The sequence below is a fragment of the Kluyvera genomosp. 2 genome (assembly GCF_036759865.1).
Classification (GTDB): Bacteria; Pseudomonadota; Gammaproteobacteria; order Enterobacterales; family Enterobacteriaceae; genus Kluyvera; species Kluyvera ascorbata_B.
The window spans coordinates 133,070-150,323 of sequence record NZ_JAPKIA010000007.1 but is presented as its reverse complement, the minus strand read 5'-3'; the positions used below and the strand labels follow the sequence as shown (position 1 = coordinate 150,323).

15 protein-coding genes are annotated in these 17,254 nt (G+C 56.1%); 7 read left to right on the top strand and 8 right to left on the bottom strand.

Annotated features, from left to right (window positions below; genetic code table 11):
- Window positions 1-58: 58 nt before the first annotated feature.
- The 3 genes from V6942_RS09505 to pntA form a co-directional block, all read right to left on the bottom strand.
- Entirely contained in the window at window positions 59-247 is a 189-nt protein-coding gene (locus tag V6942_RS09505) for a YdiH family protein (RefSeq protein ID WP_106926868.1), read from the bottom strand.
- A gap of 132 nt (window positions 248-379) precedes the next feature.
- A complete protein-coding gene (gene pntB, locus V6942_RS09500) occupies window positions 380-1,768 on the bottom strand; it encodes a Re/Si-specific NAD(P)(+) transhydrogenase subunit beta (protein ID WP_106926866.1) in 1,389 nt (462 codons plus the stop codon).
- 10 nt (window positions 1,769-1,778) lie between these two features.
- Window positions 1,779-3,308: a Re/Si-specific NAD(P)(+) transhydrogenase subunit alpha gene (pntA, locus tag V6942_RS09495; protein ID WP_182930526.1), complete on the bottom strand. Its 1,530-nt coding sequence runs from the start codon at window positions 3,306-3,308 to the stop codon at window positions 1,779-1,781.
- Between the two features lie 524 nt (window positions 3,309-3,832).
- Here pntA and ydgH point away from each other — a divergent pair.
- From ydgH to folM, 3 genes are all read left to right on the top strand, one after another.
- Window positions 3,833-4,783 (top strand): DUF1471 family protein YdgH, encoded by a 951-nt coding sequence (gene ydgH, locus V6942_RS09490; protein ID WP_106926862.1) that lies wholly within the window; start codon window positions 3,833-3,835, stop codon window positions 4,781-4,783.
- A gap of 169 nt (window positions 4,784-4,952) precedes the next feature.
- A complete protein-coding gene (locus V6942_RS09485) occupies window positions 4,953-6,335 on the top strand; it encodes an amino acid permease (RefSeq protein ID WP_106926860.1) in 1,383 nt (460 codons plus the stop codon).
- A 39-nt stretch (window positions 6,336-6,374) separates the two neighbouring features.
- Window positions 6,375-7,097, top strand: a complete 723-nt coding sequence (folM, locus tag V6942_RS09480) for a dihydromonapterin reductase (protein ID WP_106926858.1) — start codon at window positions 6,375-6,377, stop codon at window positions 7,095-7,097.
- Window positions 7,098-7,100: 3 nt separating this feature from the next.
- Here folM and V6942_RS09475 read toward each other — a convergent pair whose 3' ends face one another.
- Window positions 7,101-7,436 carry a GlpM family protein gene (locus tag V6942_RS09475; RefSeq protein ID WP_182930525.1) on the bottom strand — a complete coding sequence of 112 codons (336 nt, stop codon included), beginning with the start codon at window positions 7,434-7,436 and terminating at the stop codon, window positions 7,101-7,103.
- 178 nt (window positions 7,437-7,614) lie between these two features.
- Between V6942_RS09475 and rstA the strand changes: the two genes are divergently transcribed.
- The gene (rstA, locus tag V6942_RS09470; protein WP_182930524.1) at window positions 7,615-8,334 is read left to right on the top strand and encodes a two-component system response regulator RstA; all 720 of its coding nucleotides are present in this window, start codon (window positions 7,615-7,617) and stop codon (window positions 8,332-8,334) included.
- Between the two features lie 126 nt (window positions 8,335-8,460).
- Here rstA and V6942_RS09465 read toward each other — a convergent pair whose 3' ends face one another.
- Both V6942_RS09465 and V6942_RS09460 read right to left on the bottom strand, forming a co-directional pair.
- Window positions 8,461-9,003 (bottom strand): isochorismatase family protein, encoded by a 543-nt coding sequence (locus tag V6942_RS09465; RefSeq protein ID WP_182930523.1) that lies wholly within the window; start codon window positions 9,001-9,003, stop codon window positions 8,461-8,463.
- Window positions 9,004-9,151: 148 nt separating this feature from the next.
- Window positions 9,152-9,787: a hypothetical protein gene (locus V6942_RS09460; RefSeq protein WP_182930630.1), complete on the bottom strand. Its 636-nt coding sequence runs from the start codon at window positions 9,785-9,787 to the stop codon at window positions 9,152-9,154.
- A 587-nt stretch (window positions 9,788-10,374) separates the two neighbouring features.
- Here V6942_RS09460 and rstB point away from each other — a divergent pair.
- Together rstB and tus are read left to right on the top strand one after the other, a co-directional pair.
- A complete protein-coding gene (rstB, locus tag V6942_RS09455; RefSeq protein ID WP_182928662.1) occupies window positions 10,375-11,676 on the top strand; it encodes a two-component system sensor histidine kinase RstB in 1,302 nt (433 codons plus the stop codon).
- 86 nt (window positions 11,677-11,762) lie between these two features.
- Entirely contained in the window at window positions 11,763-12,695 is a 933-nt protein-coding gene (tus, locus tag V6942_RS09450) for a DNA replication terminus site-binding protein (protein ID WP_333501154.1), read from the top strand.
- On the opposite strand, the gene fumC is transcribed toward tus, so the two are convergent.
- Window positions 12,692-14,095, bottom strand: coding sequence for a class II fumarate hydratase (gene fumC, locus V6942_RS09445; protein WP_333501153.1), 1,404 nt, complete (start codon window positions 14,093-14,095; stop codon window positions 12,692-12,694). The genes tus and fumC overlap by 4 nt on opposite strands.
- Window positions 14,096-14,198: 103 nt before the next feature.
- Entirely contained in the window at window positions 14,199-15,845 is a 1,647-nt protein-coding gene (gene fumA, locus V6942_RS09440; protein WP_333501152.1) for a class I fumarate hydratase FumA, read from the bottom strand.
- A gap of 198 nt (window positions 15,846-16,043) precedes the next feature.
- On the opposite strand from fumA, the gene manA reads away from it, so the two are divergent.
- Complete coding sequence (manA, locus tag V6942_RS09435; RefSeq protein WP_333501151.1) at window positions 16,044-17,222, top strand: mannose-6-phosphate isomerase; 1,179 nt, start codon at window positions 16,044-16,046, stop codon at window positions 17,220-17,222.
- Window positions 17,223-17,254 lie beyond the last annotated feature (32 nt).

Sequence of the window (17,254 nt, the reverse complement as noted above, 5' to 3'; positions counted from 1 at the left end):
TTTTTATCTCTTATCGCTACCAGCCGACTTTGCTTCCCCGGCTGAACGGTGGAGTCTATCAATGGAGGCCTAGTCGCCAGGCAAAATCGATCTCTTCTTTGAGCTCAATAGCAGAGAGTGACATCAGATCGGCAAACTCCAGCTCGAGCTGCTTAACGCGTTTCAGGTACTGTGCGGGGGTTAAAGGCGTGGTTTCACGGCGGAGAAATTCGATTGCCAGTTGTGCAGGCGTTAACAAGGTATCCATAACTTCCTCTATAGGTTTATACGACGTTATGCAGTATAGCACCTTTCGCTGCGCGTTTTTTGACCAAAAGCAATCAACAGACAAATAAAAGCCGCCCAAACAACAGGCGGCTTTTCTGCTTTATGCGCGTGATTAAAGCGCTTTCAGAATCGCGTCCACGCTCGCTTTCGCATCGCCGAACAGCATCTGGGTGTTCTCTTTAAAGAACAGCGGGTTCTGCACGCCGGCATAGCCGGTGTTCATCGAGCGTTTGAAGACGATAACGTTCTGCGCCTTCCACACTTCCAGCACCGGCATCCCGGCAATAGGACTCTTCGGATCGTCCTGCGCGGCTGGGTTAACGGTGTCGTTCGCGCCGATAACCAGAACGGTATCGGTGTCGGCGAAGTCGTCGTTAATTTCGTCCATTTCGAGCACGATGTCGTAAGGCACCTTCGCCTCTGCCAGCAGCACATTCATATGCCCCGGCAGACGCCCGGCAACCGGGTGAATACCGAAGCGCACCTTGATGCCGCGCGCGCGCAGCTTCTCGGTGATTTCCGCCACCGGATACTGCGCCTGCGCGACCGCCATGCCGTAGCCCGGGGTGATGATGACCGAGTGCGAGTTTTTCAGCATCTCGGCGGTTTCTTCCGCGGTAATTTCGCGGTGCTCACCCACTTCTTCTTCGCTGCCGCTTGAGGAGCCGTCGGTACCAAAGCCGCCAGCGATAACGCTGAAGAACGAACGGTTCATCGCTTTACACATAATGTACGACAGAATGGCACCGGAAGAACCGACCAGCGCGCCGGTGACGATCAGCAGGTCGTTGCTGAGCATAAAGCCCGCCGCCGCCGCCGCCCAACCGGAGTAGGAGTTCAGCATGGAGACGACTACCGGCATGTCTGCCCCGCCAATTGACGCCACCAGGTGCCAGCCAAAGGCCAGCGCGATAACCGTCATTACCAGCAGGCACAGAACCTGGGTGCCAACGCTGTCGGTACGCACAAAAGCGACCATCAGCAGGAAGGAAACCACCAGCGCCGCCAGATTCAGCTTGTGGCGGTTTGGCAGCATCAGCGGCTTCGAGGACATCTTGCCGCACAGTTTGCCGAACGCCACGATAGAACCGGTGAAGGTCACCGCACCGATGAAGATACCGAGGAACACTTCGGTCAGGTGAATATTGACCAGAATCTGGTCCATGCCGGTTTCGTGCTGCAGGTAGCTGTTGAAGCCCACCAGCACCGCCGCCAGACCCACGAAGCTGTGCAGCACCGCCACCAGCTCCGGCATTTCGGTCATTTCCACTTTCTTCGCCAGGCGAATACCGATCGCGCCGCCGATAATCATCGCCAGCAAGATCCATGCGACGTTGCTGGTATCCGGCCCGAAGATGGTGGCAATCAGCGCAATGGCCATACCGGCAATACCGTAGTAGTTGCCCTGCTGTGACGTTTCGTGTTTAGACAAACCGGCCAGGCTGAAAATAAACAGGACGGCGGCAACAATGTATGCAGCTGTGACTAATCCTCCAGACATGTGTTACCCCTTATCCTTTGCGGAACATTTTCAGCATGCGCTGAGTGACGGTGAAACCACCAAAAATATTAATGCTGGCGATCAGCACCGCGATAAAGCTCAGGAAGCTCACCCAGCCTCCGTGGCCTATCTGCAGTAATGCTCCAACCACGATAATGCCCGAAATGGCGTTAGTCACCGACATCAGCGGCGTGTGCAGCGCATGAGAGACGTTCCACACCACGTAGTAACCAACGACGCAGGACAGCGCGAAGACGGTAAAGTGGCCGAGGAACTCTTTCGGCGCCACGTTCGCCAACCAGCCAAACAGGATAATGACCAGCGCAATCAGCGCGTATTTCCGCCACGGCGACGCCGGTTTTTCGGGTTCTTTTGCTGCCGGAGCTGCTTTTGGCGCAGCCTGCGGCTGGGCAGAAACCTGAATCGGCGGTGCCGGCCAGGTGACTTCCCCTTCGCGGATCACGGTTACGCCGCGAACCACGACATCGTCAAAGTCGATGGCGATATTGCCGTCTTTCTCTTTGCACAGCAGCTTCAGCAGGTTCACCAGGTTAGTGCCATACAGCTGGGAGGACTGCGTCGGCAGGCGGCCAGCCAGATCGGTATAACCAATCACCTTCACGCCGTTTGCGGTGGTGACGATTTCATTCGCCACGGTGTACTCACAGTTGCCGCCGTTCTGTGCGGCCAGATCGACAATGACGCTGCCCGGCGTCATGGAGTCGACCATTTCGCGGGTGATCAGCTTCGGTGCCGGTTTGCCCGGAATCAGCGCGGTGGTCACGATAATGTCGACCTCTTTTGCCTGGGCGGCAAACAGGGCCATTTCCGCAGCGATAAACGCCTCGGACATGACTTTGGCATAGCCGTCTCCGCTGCCGGCTTCTTCTTTGAAGTCCAGCTCGAGGAATTCGGCGCCCATGCTCTGCACCTGCTCTTTCACTTCCGGGCGAGTATCAAAGGCACGGACGATAGCGCCAAGGCTATTTGCCGCGCCAATGGCAGCAAGCCCGGCAACGCCCGCGCCGATCACCATTACCTTGGCCGGCGGCACTTTACCCGCAGCGGTAATCTGCCCGGTAAAGAAGCGGCCAAACTCGTGGGCGGCTTCAACAATGGCGCGGTAGCCCGCGATATTTGCCATCGAGCTCAGCGCATCCAGCGACTGCGCGCGGGAAATACGCGGCACAGAATCCATCGCCATCACGTTAATATTGCGCGCGGCGAGTTTCGCCATCAGCTCGGCATTTTGTGCCGGCCAGATAAAGCTAATCAGCGTGGTGCCCGGATTCAGCAACGCAATTTCTTCATCCAGCGGCGCGTTAACTTTGAGAATAACGTCGGATTGCCAGACATCGTCACCTGAGACGATTTCCGCCCCAGCCTGGACAAAGGCGCCATCATCAAAGCTGGCTAATTTTCCTGCACCACTCTCCACTGCCACGCTAAAACCGAGTTTCAGCAGCTGCTCTACCGTTTTCGGCGTTGCTGCAACTCGCGTTTCCTGGGCCCACCTCTCTTTCGGTACACCAATACGCATAACGATTCCCTTATAGCGGTTCTTATTTGATGGTTTGCCGTTTTGTCAGTTTGTTGCGGATACCCCGTCAGTGACCAACAGGCGAACAACCTGAATAAATAAAACAGTAACAAACTGTCTATAACCTACTGAAAATACCGATTGTGATCTAGCGCCGAAAAACAGTATTTTTGCATTAAATGCCAAATAAGGAGTTCCGGCCGCTGCAAACAGCGATATTTACCCCCATTTGAGTCGCGAACCTCATAATTCGCTTCATCTCCGTGGGAAAACATGATTTTTCGCGGGCGCAGCAGCGCGTTTAACATTCCATTAACTTAAAAAAGTCATATGGTTGACCGCTTTTTCTGGTCAAGCGCCCGTTTTTTCAACATATCAGGAAAAGTTATCCAAAACCGTCACCGGGTTCGCATCTGAAGTTAAAAATGACGCAGACAATGGCGTCATTTCAATGCCATAATCAGACGTTTTCCCATTAACAACATGACCCGAATTTGGTTTGCGCAAGGCGAAGGATTATTTTTATGAAGCTTAAGAACACCCTCCTCGTGTCCGTCATGCTGTCTGCCGCGGCAATGTCCGCCCAAGCAGCCACCGAGCTGACCCCGGAGCAAGCGTCCGCATTAAAGCCCTATGACCGCGTAGTGATCACCGGTCGCTTTACCGCCATTGGCGACGCCGTCAATGCGATGTCACGTAAAGCGGACAAAGAAGGCGCAGCCTCTTTCTATGTTGTCGATACGTCTGACTACGGCAACAGCGGCAACTGGCGCGTGACGGCTGACCTCTATAAACAAGATGCACCGAAGGCCGACACCCCGAAAAACCGCATCATCAACGGCGTAATGGAACTGCCGAAAGATCAGGCCGTTGAGCTGGAGCCGTACGACACCGTTACCGTGCAGGGCTTCTACCGCAGCCAGCCGGAAGTCAACGACGCCATTACTAAAGCCGCTAAAGCAAAAGGCGCAGACTCTTTCTTTATCGTGCGCCAGGTGGATGCCAACGACGGCGGTAACCAGCGTATTACTGCCTATATCTATAAAGCTGATGCGAAAAAACGTGTGCTGCAGAGCCCGGACGCCATTCCGGCTGACTCCGATGCGGGTCGTAAGATGCTGGCAGAAGGTGGCGAAGCCGCGAAACAGGTTGAGATCCCAGGCGTCGCCACCACGGCCGCAGTGGGTTCCGGCACCGGCGTAGGCCGCTTCTTCGAAACGCAAACATCGAAAGGCGGGCGTTACAGTGTCACGCTGCCGGATGGCACCAAGGTTGAAGAACTGAATAAAATCACCGCTGCGCAGATGATTCCGTTCGACAGCATCAAATTCACCGGTAACTACGGCAACATGACCGAAGTGTCTTACCAGGTGGCCAAACGTGCCGCTAAGAAAGGCGCTAAGTACTACCATATTACCCGTGAATGGCAGGAGCGCGGCGGCAACGTCACCATCAGCGCCGACCTGTACAAGTAAGCCACAGCAAAAGGCGGCCCCGGCCGCCTTTTTTATTCTTTTCCTGCCATCCTGTGTTGCATGTCTGCAGCGCTCTCCGTAAAATCGCCGCCTTCAGCGCAATCCTCCATTTTTATGCGATTTCGCCAAATAAATATTCTGGTTCTTCTCTTTCCGCAACAGGATTCACATGGAAAAGAAATTAGGGCTTAGCGCCCTGACCGCTCTGGTTCTGAGCTCGATGCTCGGCGCCGGCGTTTTTAGTCTGCCGCAGAACATGGCCGAGGTAGCCAGCCCGGCAGCGCTGCTGATTGGCTGGGCCATTACCGGCGTCGGTATCCTGTTTTTAGCCGTCGCCATGCTGGTGCTGACGCGCATTCGCCCCGATCTTGACGGCGGCATTTTCACCTACGCCCGAGAAGGCTTCGGCGAGCTGATTGGCTTTTGTTCGGCGTGGGGCTACTGGCTCTGTGCGGTTATTGCCAACGTGTCGTATCTGGTGATTGTCTTTTCCGCCCTCAGTTTCTTTACCGATACGCCCGAACTGCGTCTGTTCGGTGACGGCAATACCTGGCAGTCGATCGTCGGCGCGTCGGTGCTGCTGTGGGTCGTCCACTTCCTGGTCCTGCGCGGGGTACAGACCGCCGCCAGCATTAACCTGGTTGCCACGCTGGCGAAGCTTGTGCCGCTAGGCCTGTTCATTGTGCTGGCCGCCATCGCGTTTAACAGTGATATCTTTACCCTGGATTTCCACGGCATCGATCTCGGCGTGCCGGTGTGGGAACAGGTGAAAAACACCATGCTGATTACCCTGTGGGTATTTATCGGCGTGGAGGGCGCGGTTGTTGTCTCGGCGCGTGCGCGCAATAAAAAAGACGTGGGCCGCGCGACCCTCCTGGCGGTCATTTCCGCGCTGGGGGTGTATTTGCTGGTGACGCTGCTGTCGATGGGCGTTGTCGCTCGCCCTGAGCTGGCGGAAATGCGTAACCCGTCAATGGCCGGGTTGATGGTGCGAATGATGGGGTCCTGGGGTGAGATTGTCATTGCCGCCGGGCTGATTGTTTCCGTCTGCGGTGCCTACCTCAGTTGGACGATTATGGCGGCGGAGGTCCCGCTGCTGGCCGCTACGCACAAAGCGTTTCCGCGTGTCTTTGCCCGCCAGAATGCTAACAATGCGCCCTCGGCCTCGCTGTGGTTAACGAACCTCTGCGTCCAGGCAAGCCTGGTGCTGATCTGGCTAACCGGCTCAGATTACAATACGCTGCTGACCATCGCGTCCGAAATGATCCTTGTACCTTATTTTCTGGTGGGCGCATTTCTGCTGAAGGTCGCCCGTCGCCCGCTGCATAAGGTGATTGGTATCGGCGCCTGTATTTATGGCTTATGGTTATTGTATGCGTCCGGCCCGATGCATCTGCTGCTGTCGGTGGTGCTTTACGCGCCGGGTCTGTTAGTGTTTATCTATGCACGCCGCACGCATCAGGATAATATCCTGCTCAAGCGCCGCGAATTAGCCTTAATTGGCCTGCTTCTGCTTGCCGCCGTGCCGGCAACGTGGATGTTGATGGGGTAACGCGTGTCGCCCCATCGTCGACAACATATGGAGATAACGATGGGAAATACGCTATCACGCCCCGTTCTGATAACCGGTGGAGGTCGCCGCATCGGCCTCGCCCTTGCCCACCATTTTCTCGCCCAGCAGCAGCCGGTGATCGTCAGCTACCGTACCCGCTATCCGGCCATCGATAGGCTGGAACAGGCCGGGGCGGTCTGCATTCAGGCCGATTTTTCCCACGATGATGGAATCTATACCTTTGCCGAGGCGGTAAAATCACGCTGCAGCGGCCTACGCGCCGTGCTGCACAACGCCAGCGGCTGGCAGGCGGAAAGCCCAACAACCCCGCTGAGCCATGTGCTCAACGCCATGATGCAAATTCACGTACACGCCCCCTACCTGCTTAACCATGAGCTGGAAGACCTGCTGCGCGGTCATGGGCACGCCGGGAGCGATATTATTCACTTCACCGACTACGTGGTTGAACGCGGCAGCGATAAGCATATTGCCTATGCCGCCAGTAAAGCCGCGCTGGATAATATGACCCGTTCGTTTGCCCGTAAACTGGCGCCGGAAGTCAAGGTTAACGCCATTGCGCCTGCGCTGGTGCTGTTTAATGAAGGCGACGATGCGGACTATCGTCAGAAGGCGCTGAATAAATCGCTGATGAAAATCGCCGGCGGCGAGAAAGAAATTATCAACCTGGTTGAGTATATTCTCACCAGCGATTACGTCACCGGCCGCTCCTACGCCGTCGACGGCGGGCGACCGCTGGTTTAAAGGTTAATGCAGGCGGCCCCATAGGAAAATCAACAGCCAGGCGCTGACGCCCCAACAGGCGACGGCGCCTGCTAATGCCAGCGGCAGACGCATCATGCCGGTGAAATACCACAGCGATAGCAGATACAGAAAGTACGGAATAATCGACCACATCCCAAAAACGATAGTGGCCCGCAGCGCCTCGGTGCCACGCTCGCTGGCAACGATATAGTGCGCAATCAGCGCAAAGGTAGGAAACAGCGGAATCAGCCCGGCGATGGCGTAGTTTTTCGTTTTTGCCAGAATGCCGATCAGTACCACCACCAGCGCGCCAAGCAGCGCCTTAATTAACAACCCCATCTTATTATTCACCAATATACAACATGTTGCTCCAGCATAGCGGAAGCGGTGCCATTAATGAATGGAAATTCAACGGTATTGCCAACCCCCATTTTAACACGGCCGCAGGGGCGGCTTTTTGTGGCAGCAAAATCGCGCGCAGTGTATCGTAGCTTTTTTTAAGCCAGTGCGTAGAGTCATGAATAAGATCGTTTATGTTGAGGATGATCCGGATGTAGGCGCGTTGATCGCCGCTTATCTGGGTAAGCATGATATGGATGTGGTGGTCGAGCCACGCGGCGATAACGCCGAAGCAACCATTGCCCGCGAACAACCGGACCTGGTGCTGCTGGATATCATGCTGCCGGGCAAGGACGGCATGACGCTGTGTCGCGATCTGCGCGGCCAATGGCCGGGCCCGATCGTGCTGTTAACCTCACTGGACAGCGATATGAACCATATCCTGTCGCTGGAAATGGGCGCGAACGACTATATCCTGAAAACCACCCCACCGGCCGTGCTACTCGCGCGCCTGCGCTTGCATTTGCGCCAGCGCCCTACCGGCAGCAGCGCAGCAGCGCCCGCCCAGCCGGCGCTGACGCCGCATAAAGCCATTCGTTTTGGCACGCTGGCGATCGATCCGGTCAACCGCCAGGTGCTGCTGAGCGGAGACTCCATTGCCCTTTCCACCGCCGACTTCGATCTGCTGTGGGAGCTGGCTACCCATGCCGGGCAAATTATGGACCGCGACGCGCTGCTGAAAAATCTGCGCGGCGTAAGCTATGACGGGATGGATCGCAGCGTCGATGTGGCTATTTCACGCCTGCGCAAAAAGCTCCAGGACAGCGCGACGGAGCCTTATCGTATTAAAACCGTACGCAATAAAGGTTATCTTTTTGCGCCACATGCCTGGGAATAGCCATCAGCATTTTATGCTGGTGCTAAAACTATAACCCTCGAGAGACAGCGCACCACCCACCTTAAAAACAGCGTGTTTATGCTGCCAACGGCGCAAATCTTCGCCACATGGCAGCATTTTCTGCAATTACTCCGCAGCCAGATTCAGCGCAGCGGTGTTCACGCCGCGGGCAAAGCCATTTTCCAGTAGCCCAAGGGTCACGTTGCACACGTCCTCAGCGCTAATGCCTGCGTTCTCAAGCGGAAAGCTGAGCACCGCATCGCGAATCACCGTTATTGACAGCCCCAGGTCGGCCGCCATACGTACGGTAGAATTCACGCAGTAACCAGCTACGGCACCGATGACGGCAAGATCGTTTATCTGCGCACGCTTTAACCCGTCATAAAGATCGGTGGAGCTAAAGGCCGACGATGTGGTCTTGATAAATACCGCTTCACCGGCACGCTCTTCAAAGCCGGCAACGGGTTGAAACTGGGGTGAGTCCCGGTGCATCGGTGAGCCAGGCTCCAGCGTTTCGTGGCGCACGTGCAGCACCGGCTTGCCTGCCGCCCTGAATGCCGCAATGGCGGTGCGCATATTGTCGATACTGTTGGTGGGAAAATAAGCCATGCCCCCGGCGATTCTTTCCGGAACAAACCCCTGCATATCGATGATCAGTAACGCTTGCATAGCACCCTCGCGCGAACGGAAAACCACCAAACTACGTCCGTCACGCGAGGATAGCAAGCTGCTGATTTTAGGGTGTTAGCCTAGGGCCAGAACGTCATGAAAACGATCGCATCGCCACGATCTTTTTAACCTGGATATAGCCAGAGGTTTATAGGTTGTGTTGGTATCGTACGCCGACAGAATGCGACACCGCATTATCATGTTTCATAAAATAAAAGCTGGTCAGAAACAGCCCCACCATAAACGGTATTTCGTACAACTCTTCCATCAGATCCGCATAATTCGGTTCACGCACAAACAAGGGTGCCAGCAGACGGTGATGTTCGATCGTGTCCGCAATCAAAAATGTCATCACCGTGACGGCCATTAACCACAGCGGCTTAGGGCTATCTTTAATGCGTCGAACAATCTCTTTACGCAGCGGCGACGACAGCAGAGAAAGAAGCACCCCTGCAACCAGTACCGTGGCTATCGCGTGAAACACAATACGCGGCGCATCAGGAAAATAAACGCGCCCCCAGCTGGTGCTGCGCCCAAGCAGCACCAGCCACCACAGCGTAGCCCACATCCAGAACTGTTTCTCGCCCGCCGGTTTTTCCCACGGCTTGCTGTAGCACACGGTAAACACGGCGCCAAACAGCAACCACAGCGCCTGTCCATTCTCGATATGTGTCACCAGCGCACCGTCGTCCAACGAAATACGCCACTCCGCCGCGAAAGGAAACAATGCGGAAAGCACCAGCAGGACCATCGCAGAGAATGAGAAGTGTGTGTCAAATTTCATCATCGTAATTTACCTTAAGAACCGACTTACGATAATAAAATTGAGAGGAGACAATACATTAGCATTGAATGCTATCTTCTTAAGGTTTTCTTAATATTCGCATCTTTGGCAAAAAACATTTAATGCTTTATTGCCCACACCTTTTGATCTGAGCCCGCACTGTATTTTATATAACAGCACATAATGCACAAATAGACGACGAGAAGAATATTCCTATCATCTCGTCATTATTCCGATCGTGACTATGATTGTTTAACAAGCCACCATCAGCGTGCATTGGCTTTATCGATCGCGTTATTTCCTGCCGTGCTTATGTTTATATTCACTCCCAATATGTCGACGGCATGACCGTCAGCGGCTAACGGCGTGGTATTAGGGGGATTTATCGGCAAATGAAATCACCGCTTCCCCGGCCACAGCCGCGGCGATTTATCTCGGTGACCCCGTGCGCTGCATGCAGAAAGTATGAATACAGTGTACTCTCCCGGGTACGCTGCTAACCGGCGGCTGGGTAGCGTTCTGGCCTGTTTGTACGCCAGAGTCATGCGCCCCCTCGCCACACCCTATTGAACGTTCGGTGGTTTTCGATGAAAAAGCTGTTTGTGCAGTTTTACCTGCTACTGTTTGTCTGCTTTCTGGTCATGACGATGCTGGTCGGGCTGGTCTACAAATTTACCGCCGAGCGTGCGGGGCGTCAGTCGTTGGATGACCTGATGAAAAGCTCGCTGTACCTGATGCGCAGCGAGCTGCGTGAGATTCCGCCGCGTAACTGGAGCAAAACGCTTAACGAACTGGATCTGAACCTGTCTTTCGATCTGCGCATTGAACCACTGAGCAAGTTCCAGCTGGCCGATAGCGCCATGCAGCACCTTCGCGCCGGTGATATCGTTGCGCTCGACGATCAGTACACCTTTATTCAGCGCATTCCGCGCAGCCACTATGTGCTGGCGGTCGGCCCGGTCCCGTATTTGTACTTTATGCATGAGATGCGGCTACTCGATATTGCCCTCATGGCGTTTATCGCCATTTCGCTGGCCTTCCCGGTATTCATCTGGATGCGCCCGCACTGGCAGGATATGCTACGTCTGGAAAACGCCGCGCAGCGCTTTGGCGACGGGCATCTGGGGGAGCGTATTCATTTCGACAGTTTATCCAGCTTCGAGCGGCTGGGCGTCGCTTTTAACCAGATGGCCGACAATATCAATGCGCTTATCGCCAGCAAAAAGCAGCTGATTGACGGCATTGCACACGAGCTGCGTACGCCGCTGGTTCGTCTGCGCTACCGTCTGGAGATGAGCGAGAACCTGACTGAAGCCGAGTCTCAGGCGCTGAATCGCGATATTAGCCAGCTGGAAGCGCTGATTGAAGAACTGCTGACCTACGCACGTCTTGATCGCCCGCAGACCGAGCTTTCTCTGACCACTCCCGACCTCCCGCGCTGGATAGCCGCGCACGTTGAAGATGTGCAAGCGGTGAACCCGCAGCGAGACATCACGCTTAAGCAGTTGACCCAGGGCGACTACGGCGCGCTGGATATGCGCCTGATGGAACGCGTTCTCGATAACCTGATCAATAACGCCATGCGTTACAGTCAGTCCCAGATTCAGGTCAGCCTGACCCTCAGCGGGAGCCAGGCCTGCCTGCTGGTGGACGACGACGGCCCGGGTATTGCCGCCGATGAACGCGAGCGCGTATTTGAACCGTTTGTTCGCCTGGATCCCAGCCGCGACCGCGCGACCGGCGGCTGCGGCCTGGGTCTGGCTATCGTCCACTCCATCGCCACGGCCATGGGCGGACACGCTAGCTGCGAAAGCAGCCCGCTCGGCGGCGCGCGCTTCAGTCTGCAATGGCCTATTTACCACTCTATTTCCCTGCCCGCGGCTAGCTGACCGCGGTTTGCACGGTGCCGAATCGTGGATTATAGTCACAACATCAAAAGTATGTTGTAACTAATTAACAACAGAGGAACGCGACCATGGCCAGTTACGATCTCGTTGAGCGCTTAACCGACACCTTCCGCCAGCTTGAACGCAACCTTGCCGAGCTGCGCAACGAGCTGTCTGCGTGCCGTCTGCTGACTGCCCGCATCTTCGCGCTGCCGGAAGTACCGAAAACCGCCGAGCACGCCCCGCTGTCGCGCATTCCGGTTGTCCAGCATCTCGGCCAGCCGGCGTTTGCCATGGCGCTTCAGCACTTCAGCCACCTGTTTATTCAGCAGCAGTCGGAAAACCGCAGCAGTAAGGCCGCGGTACGTTTGCCCGGCGCAATCTGCCTGCAGGCAGGCAGCGAACAGCACGATGCGCTCAGCCACCGGGTCCAGCTGATTAACCGTCTGAAAGCCGAGCTGGAACAGATTATCACCGTTGATTCCGGCCTGCCGTCGGTGGCCCGTTTCGAATGGGTTCATCGCTATATACCGGGGCTAATTACCCTCAACGCCTACCGCTCGCTCACCCTGCTGCACGACCCGAGCACGATTCGTTTTGGCTGGGCCAATAAGCACATTATCAAAAACCTGACCCGTGATGAGGTGTTGGCACAGCTGGAGAAGAGTCTGAAATCGCCCCGCGCCGTGCCCCCCTGGACGCGGGAACAGTGGCAGGCGCGGCTGGAGCGCGAATATCAGGACATTGCCGCCCTGCCGCAAAAGGCCAGACTGAAGATTAAACGCCCGGTGAAGGTCCAGCCCATTGCGCGCGTATGGTACGCCGGAGAACAAAAGCAGATACAGTACGCCTGCCCCGGCCCGCTGATTGCCGTCAGCAGCGGGCGCAACGGCGTCAGCGTACCGGATCTGGGCGAGCTGCTGGACTACGACGCCGATAATGTACAGCACCGGCATAAGCCGCAGGCACAGCCTCTACAGCTGCTTATTCCGCGGCTTCATCTGTGGCTCGCGACCGATTAACGCAGGCCCGGCAGGCTCCCTACCATCTCCTGCGGACGAACCCAAAGATCGAACTCTTCGGCGCTGAGATAGCCTAAAGCCAGCGCCGCATTTTTCAACGTCAGCCCCTCTTTGTGCGCCTTCTTGGCGATTTCTGCCGCTTTATCGTAGCCGATATGCGTATTCAGCGCGGTCACCAGCATCAGCGACTCATTAAGCAGTTGCTCAATTCGCTCGCGGTTTGGCTCAATGCCCACCGCACAGTGCGCGTTGAAGCTCTCCATGCCATCAGCCAGCAGTCGCAGCGATTGCAGCACGTTATGAATAATCATCGGCCGGTAGACGTTCAGTTCAAAGTTACCGGATGCCCCGCCCATATTCACCGCCACATCGTTGCCCATGACCTGGCAGCACAGCATGGTCATAGCTTCACACTGGGTTGGGTTGACCTTTCCTGGCATAATTGACGACCCCGGTTCGTTTTCCGGTATCGACAGTTCACCGATACCGCAGCGCGGCCCCGATGCCAGCCAGCGCACGTCGTTGGCAATTTTCATCAGCGATGCCGCCAGCCCTTTCAACGCACCGTGGGTATGCACCAGCGCATCGCAGGTGGCCAACGCTTCAAACTTGTTCGGCGCCGTCACAAACGGCTGCCCGGTCAGCGCTGCCAGCTCTTTCGCCACGCGAACCGCATATTCAGGATGGGTATTCAGCCCGGTTCCCACCGCCGTCCCGCCCAGCGCCAGCTCGCTCAGGTGCGGCAGGCTCTGCTCCAGATGACGACGATTGTGCTCCAGCATAGCCACCCAGCCGGAAAACTCCTGGCCGAGGGTCAGCGGCGTGGCATCCTGAAGGTGGGTGCGGCCGATTTTGACGATATCGCGGAAGCGTTCGGCTTTCTGGCGTAACGTTTCCTGTAATATCGCAAGCTGCACCAGAAGATGTTCGCGCAGCGCGATGACCGCCGCCACGTGCATCGCCGTCGGGAACACGTCGTTAGAGCTCTGACTTTTGTTGACGTCATCGTTCGGGTGGACCTGACGAGCCATCCCGCGCTCGCCGCCCAGCAGTTCGCTGGCGCGGTTGGCCAGCACCTCATTCATGTTCATGTTGCTTTGCGTGCCGGAACCGGTCTGCCAGATGGCCAGCGGGAACTCATCCTGATGGCGGTTTTGCAGCACTTCATCGGCCGCCGCCATAATGGCACCGGCTTTATCCGCGGTGAGCAGGCCTAAATCCTGGTTGACCTTAGCCGCCGCGCGCTTGGTCAGCGCCAGGGCGTGAATCAGCGAAAGCGGCATTTTCTCCGTGGAAATACGAAAATGCTCCAGGGAGCGTTGGGTTTGTGCGCCCCACAGTTTGTCGGCGGGCACCTCGATAGGGCCCATTGAATCGCTTTCGCGGCGTGACGTTGTCATTACTTTCTCCTTGAATTCAAAGTGATTGTGAAGTGACAGTGCTCAAGCAGGCTAAGATCAGTATGGTACAAATAAAAAACCGCCCCGAGGGGCGGTGAAAGGATTACTTCACGCAGCGGGCGCACTGCGACGCCTGAATCTGCTGGAAGAAGTCGTTACCTTTGTCATCCACGAGGATAAACGCCGGGAAGTCTTCTACTTCAATTTTCCAGATGGCTTCCATTCCCAGCTCCGGGTACTCCACGCATTCAAGACTCTTAATACTGCTCTGCGCCAGTACCGCCGCCGGGCCGCCGATGCTACCGAGGTAGAACCCGCCGTGTTTGTGGCAGGCATCGGTGACCTGCTGGCTACGGTTGCCTTTCGCCAGCATGATCATACTGCCGCCTTCCGACTGCAGCTGATCGACGTAGGAGTCCATACGGCCTGCGGTGGTTGGGCCCAAAGAGCCAGACGCGTAGCCCTCTGGCGTTTTTGCCGGGCCGGCATAGTAAATTGGATGATCTTTGATGTACTGCGGCAGACCTTCGCCTTTATCCATGCGTTCTTTCAGCTTGGCGTGGGCAATATCGCGCCCCACGATAATGGTGCCGCTTAGCGACAGGCGAGTGGAAACCGGATACTGAGACAGCTGCTTGAGGATCTCGCTCATCGGGCGGTTGAGGTCAACCTTCACCGCTTCGCCTTCGCCCGCCTTACGCAGCGATTCCGGTATGTATTTACCCGGGTTGTTCTCCAGTTTCTCAATCCAGATGCCGTGACGGTTAATCTTCGCTTTGATGTTACGATCGGCGGAACACGAGACGCCCATCCCCACCGGGCAGGATGCGCCGTGGCGCGGCAGACGAATCACCCGAACATCGTGGGCAAAGTACTTGCCGCCGAACTGCGCACCCAGCCCCAGGTTCTGCGCCTCTTCCAGCAGTTCTTTTTCCAGCTGTACGTCGCGGAAGGCCTGACCGTGCTCGTTCCCCTCGGTCGGTAGGCCATCGTAGTATTTCGTGGACGCTAGCTTCACCGTCTTCAGCGTGGCTTCCGCGGAGGTCCCGCCGATGACGAATGCGATATGGTACGGCGGGCAGGCCGCGGTTCCCAGGGTACGCATTTTCTCAACCAGATAGCTTTTCAGCTTCGCCGGGGTGATCAGCGCCTTGGTTTCCTGATACAGGTAGGTTTTGTTCGCCGAGCCGCCGCCTTTAGCAATGCACAGGAACTTATATTCGTCGCCATCGACGCTGTAGAGGTCAATCTGCGCCGGCAGGTTGGTACCGGTGTTGACCTCTTTATACATATCGAGAGGCGCGTTCTGCGAGTAGCGCAGGTTATCTTCAATAAAGGTGTCATACACGCCGCGCGCCAGCGCCGCTTCATCGCCGCCGCCGGTCCAGACGCGCTGGCCTTTTTTACCCATGATGATCGCCGTGCCGGTATCCTGGCAGGTCGGCAGAATACCCTTCGCGGCGATATCCGAGTTACGCAGGAACTGCAGCGCTACGTACTTGTCGTTTTCGCTGGCCTGCGGATCGTTAAGGATATCGGCCACCTGCTGCTGATGCGCGGGGCGGAGCATAAAGGAAGCATCGTGGAAGGCGTGTTTGGCGAGGAGCGTCAGCGCTTGCGGGGCAACTTTGAGGACTTCCTGCCCTTCAAATTCTGCGACGGAAACGTAGTCGTTGCTCAACAGATAGTATTCGGTCTCATCCTTTTTTAACGGAAAAGGATCCTGATAATAAAAAGGTTTATTCGACATTGTGCTCTCACTTACTGCTTTGATGATGTTGTTAAAGGCAGTCTTTCCATTTGCCCGGTTAAAAGCGAGTTACCCTATCGTACACAATTTTTTAACAAAAACTGAGACTAGTACGACTTTTTATTTCTTGAGAATACGCGCGCGCTTTTTTTTGCTTTAATACGTCGCAAAGAATCCACATTGAAACAGGGCTTGATAATGCAAAAACTCATTAACTCAGTGCAAAACTATGCCTGGGGTAGCAAAACTGCGTTAACGGAACTCTACGGAATGGCCAATCCTGACGATCTGCCGATGGCGGAACTGTGGATGGGCGCGCACCCGAAGAGCAGCTCAAAAATTGCCGATGCTCAGGGAAATGTTCATTCACTGCGTGAGGTGATTGACGGCGACAAAACCGCGCTGCTGGGCGAGAAAGTCGCCGCGCGTTTTGGCGAATTACCCTACCTGTTTAAAGTCCTGTGCGCCGCACAGCCGCTTTCCATTCAGGTGCATCCGAGCAAAACGGCTGCGGAAACCGGTTTTGCCAAAGAAAACGCCGCCGGTATCGCTCTGGACGCGGCCGAACGTAACTACAAAGATCCCAATCACAAACCTGAGCTGGTCTTTGCCCTTACCCCCTTCCTGGCGATGAATGCCTTCCGCGAATTCGGCCAGATCGCCGCGCTGCTGGCGCCGGTCGCCGACGCGAACCCGCTGATCGGTCAGTTTATTGCACAGCCCGACGGCGACAGCCTGAGCGCGCTGTTCGCCGGTCTGCTTAATATGCAGGGCGCAGAAAAAGCCCACGCCCTGCAGGTGCTGCGTCGTGCGCTGGAAGCCGAACGCGGCGACGCCTGGGATGCCATCCGCCTGATTGCCGAGTTCTACCCTGACGATAGCGGCCTGTTCTCACCGCTGTTGCTGAACATCGTCAAACTGAATCCGGGCGATGCCATGTTCCTGTACGCCGAAACGCCGCACGCCTACCTGCGCGGTACCGGTCTGGAAGTGATGGCGAACTCCGACAACGTACTGCGCGCCGGTCAGACGCCGAAATACATCGATATTCCGGAACTGGTGGCGAACGTTAAGTTTGTCGCCAAACCGGCGAACACGCTGTTAACGCAGCCCGAGAAGCGCGGCAGCGAGCTGGACTTCCCGATTCCGGTCGATGATTTTGCTTTCTCTTTACATGACCTCAGCGCCAGCGAAACCCACCTGGCGCAGGACGGTGCGGCGATCGTCTTCTGCTTAGAGGGCGAGTCTGTACTGCATAAAAATGGCCAGCAGTTGGTGCTAAAACCGGGCGAGTCGGCGTTTGTCGCCGCCAATGAGTCACCGATTCAGGTCAGCGGCAGCGGCCGCTTAGCGCGCGTCTATAATAAGTTAAAGTAAATACTGAAGTTTCTGGACAGGCTTGCTACTCT

Coding starts and splice junctions, on each gene's coding strand:
- V6942_RS09505 (WP_106926868.1), bottom strand. CDS start 247: ATGGATACCTTGTTAACGCCTGCACAACTGGCAATCGAATTTCTCCGC.
- pntB (WP_106926866.1), bottom strand. CDS start 1,768: ATGTCTGGAGGATTAGTCACAGCTGCATACATTGTTGCCGCCGTCCTG.
- pntA (WP_182930526.1), bottom strand. CDS start 3,308: ATGCGTATTGGTGTACCGAAAGAGAGGTGGGCCCAGGAAACGCGAGTT.
- ydgH (WP_106926862.1), top strand. CDS start 3,833: ATGAAGCTTAAGAACACCCTCCTCGTGTCCGTCATGCTGTCTGCCGCG.
- V6942_RS09485 (WP_106926860.1), top strand. CDS start 4,953: ATGGAAAAGAAATTAGGGCTTAGCGCCCTGACCGCTCTGGTTCTGAGC.
- folM (WP_106926858.1), top strand. CDS start 6,375: ATGGGAAATACGCTATCACGCCCCGTTCTGATAACCGGTGGAGGTCGC.
- V6942_RS09475 (WP_182930525.1), bottom strand. CDS start 7,436: ATGGGGTTGTTAATTAAGGCGCTGCTTGGCGCGCTGGTGGTGGTACTG.
- rstA (WP_182930524.1), top strand. CDS start 7,615: ATGAATAAGATCGTTTATGTTGAGGATGATCCGGATGTAGGCGCGTTG.
- V6942_RS09465 (WP_182930523.1), bottom strand. CDS start 9,003: ATGCAAGCGTTACTGATCATCGATATGCAGGGGTTTGTTCCGGAAAGA.
- V6942_RS09460 (WP_182930630.1), bottom strand. CDS start 9,787: ATGAAATTTGACACACACTTCTCATTCTCTGCGATGGTCCTGCTGGTG.
- rstB (WP_182928662.1), top strand. CDS start 10,375: ATGAAAAAGCTGTTTGTGCAGTTTTACCTGCTACTGTTTGTCTGCTTT.
- tus (WP_333501154.1), top strand. CDS start 11,763: ATGGCCAGTTACGATCTCGTTGAGCGCTTAACCGACACCTTCCGCCAG.
- fumC (WP_333501153.1), bottom strand. CDS start 14,095: ATGACAACGTCACGCCGCGAAAGCGATTCAATGGGCCCTATCGAGGTG.
- fumA (WP_333501152.1), bottom strand. CDS start 15,845: ATGTCGAATAAACCTTTTTATTATCAGGATCCTTTTCCGTTAAAAAAG.
- manA (WP_333501151.1), top strand. CDS start 16,044: ATGCAAAAACTCATTAACTCAGTGCAAAACTATGCCTGGGGTAGCAAA.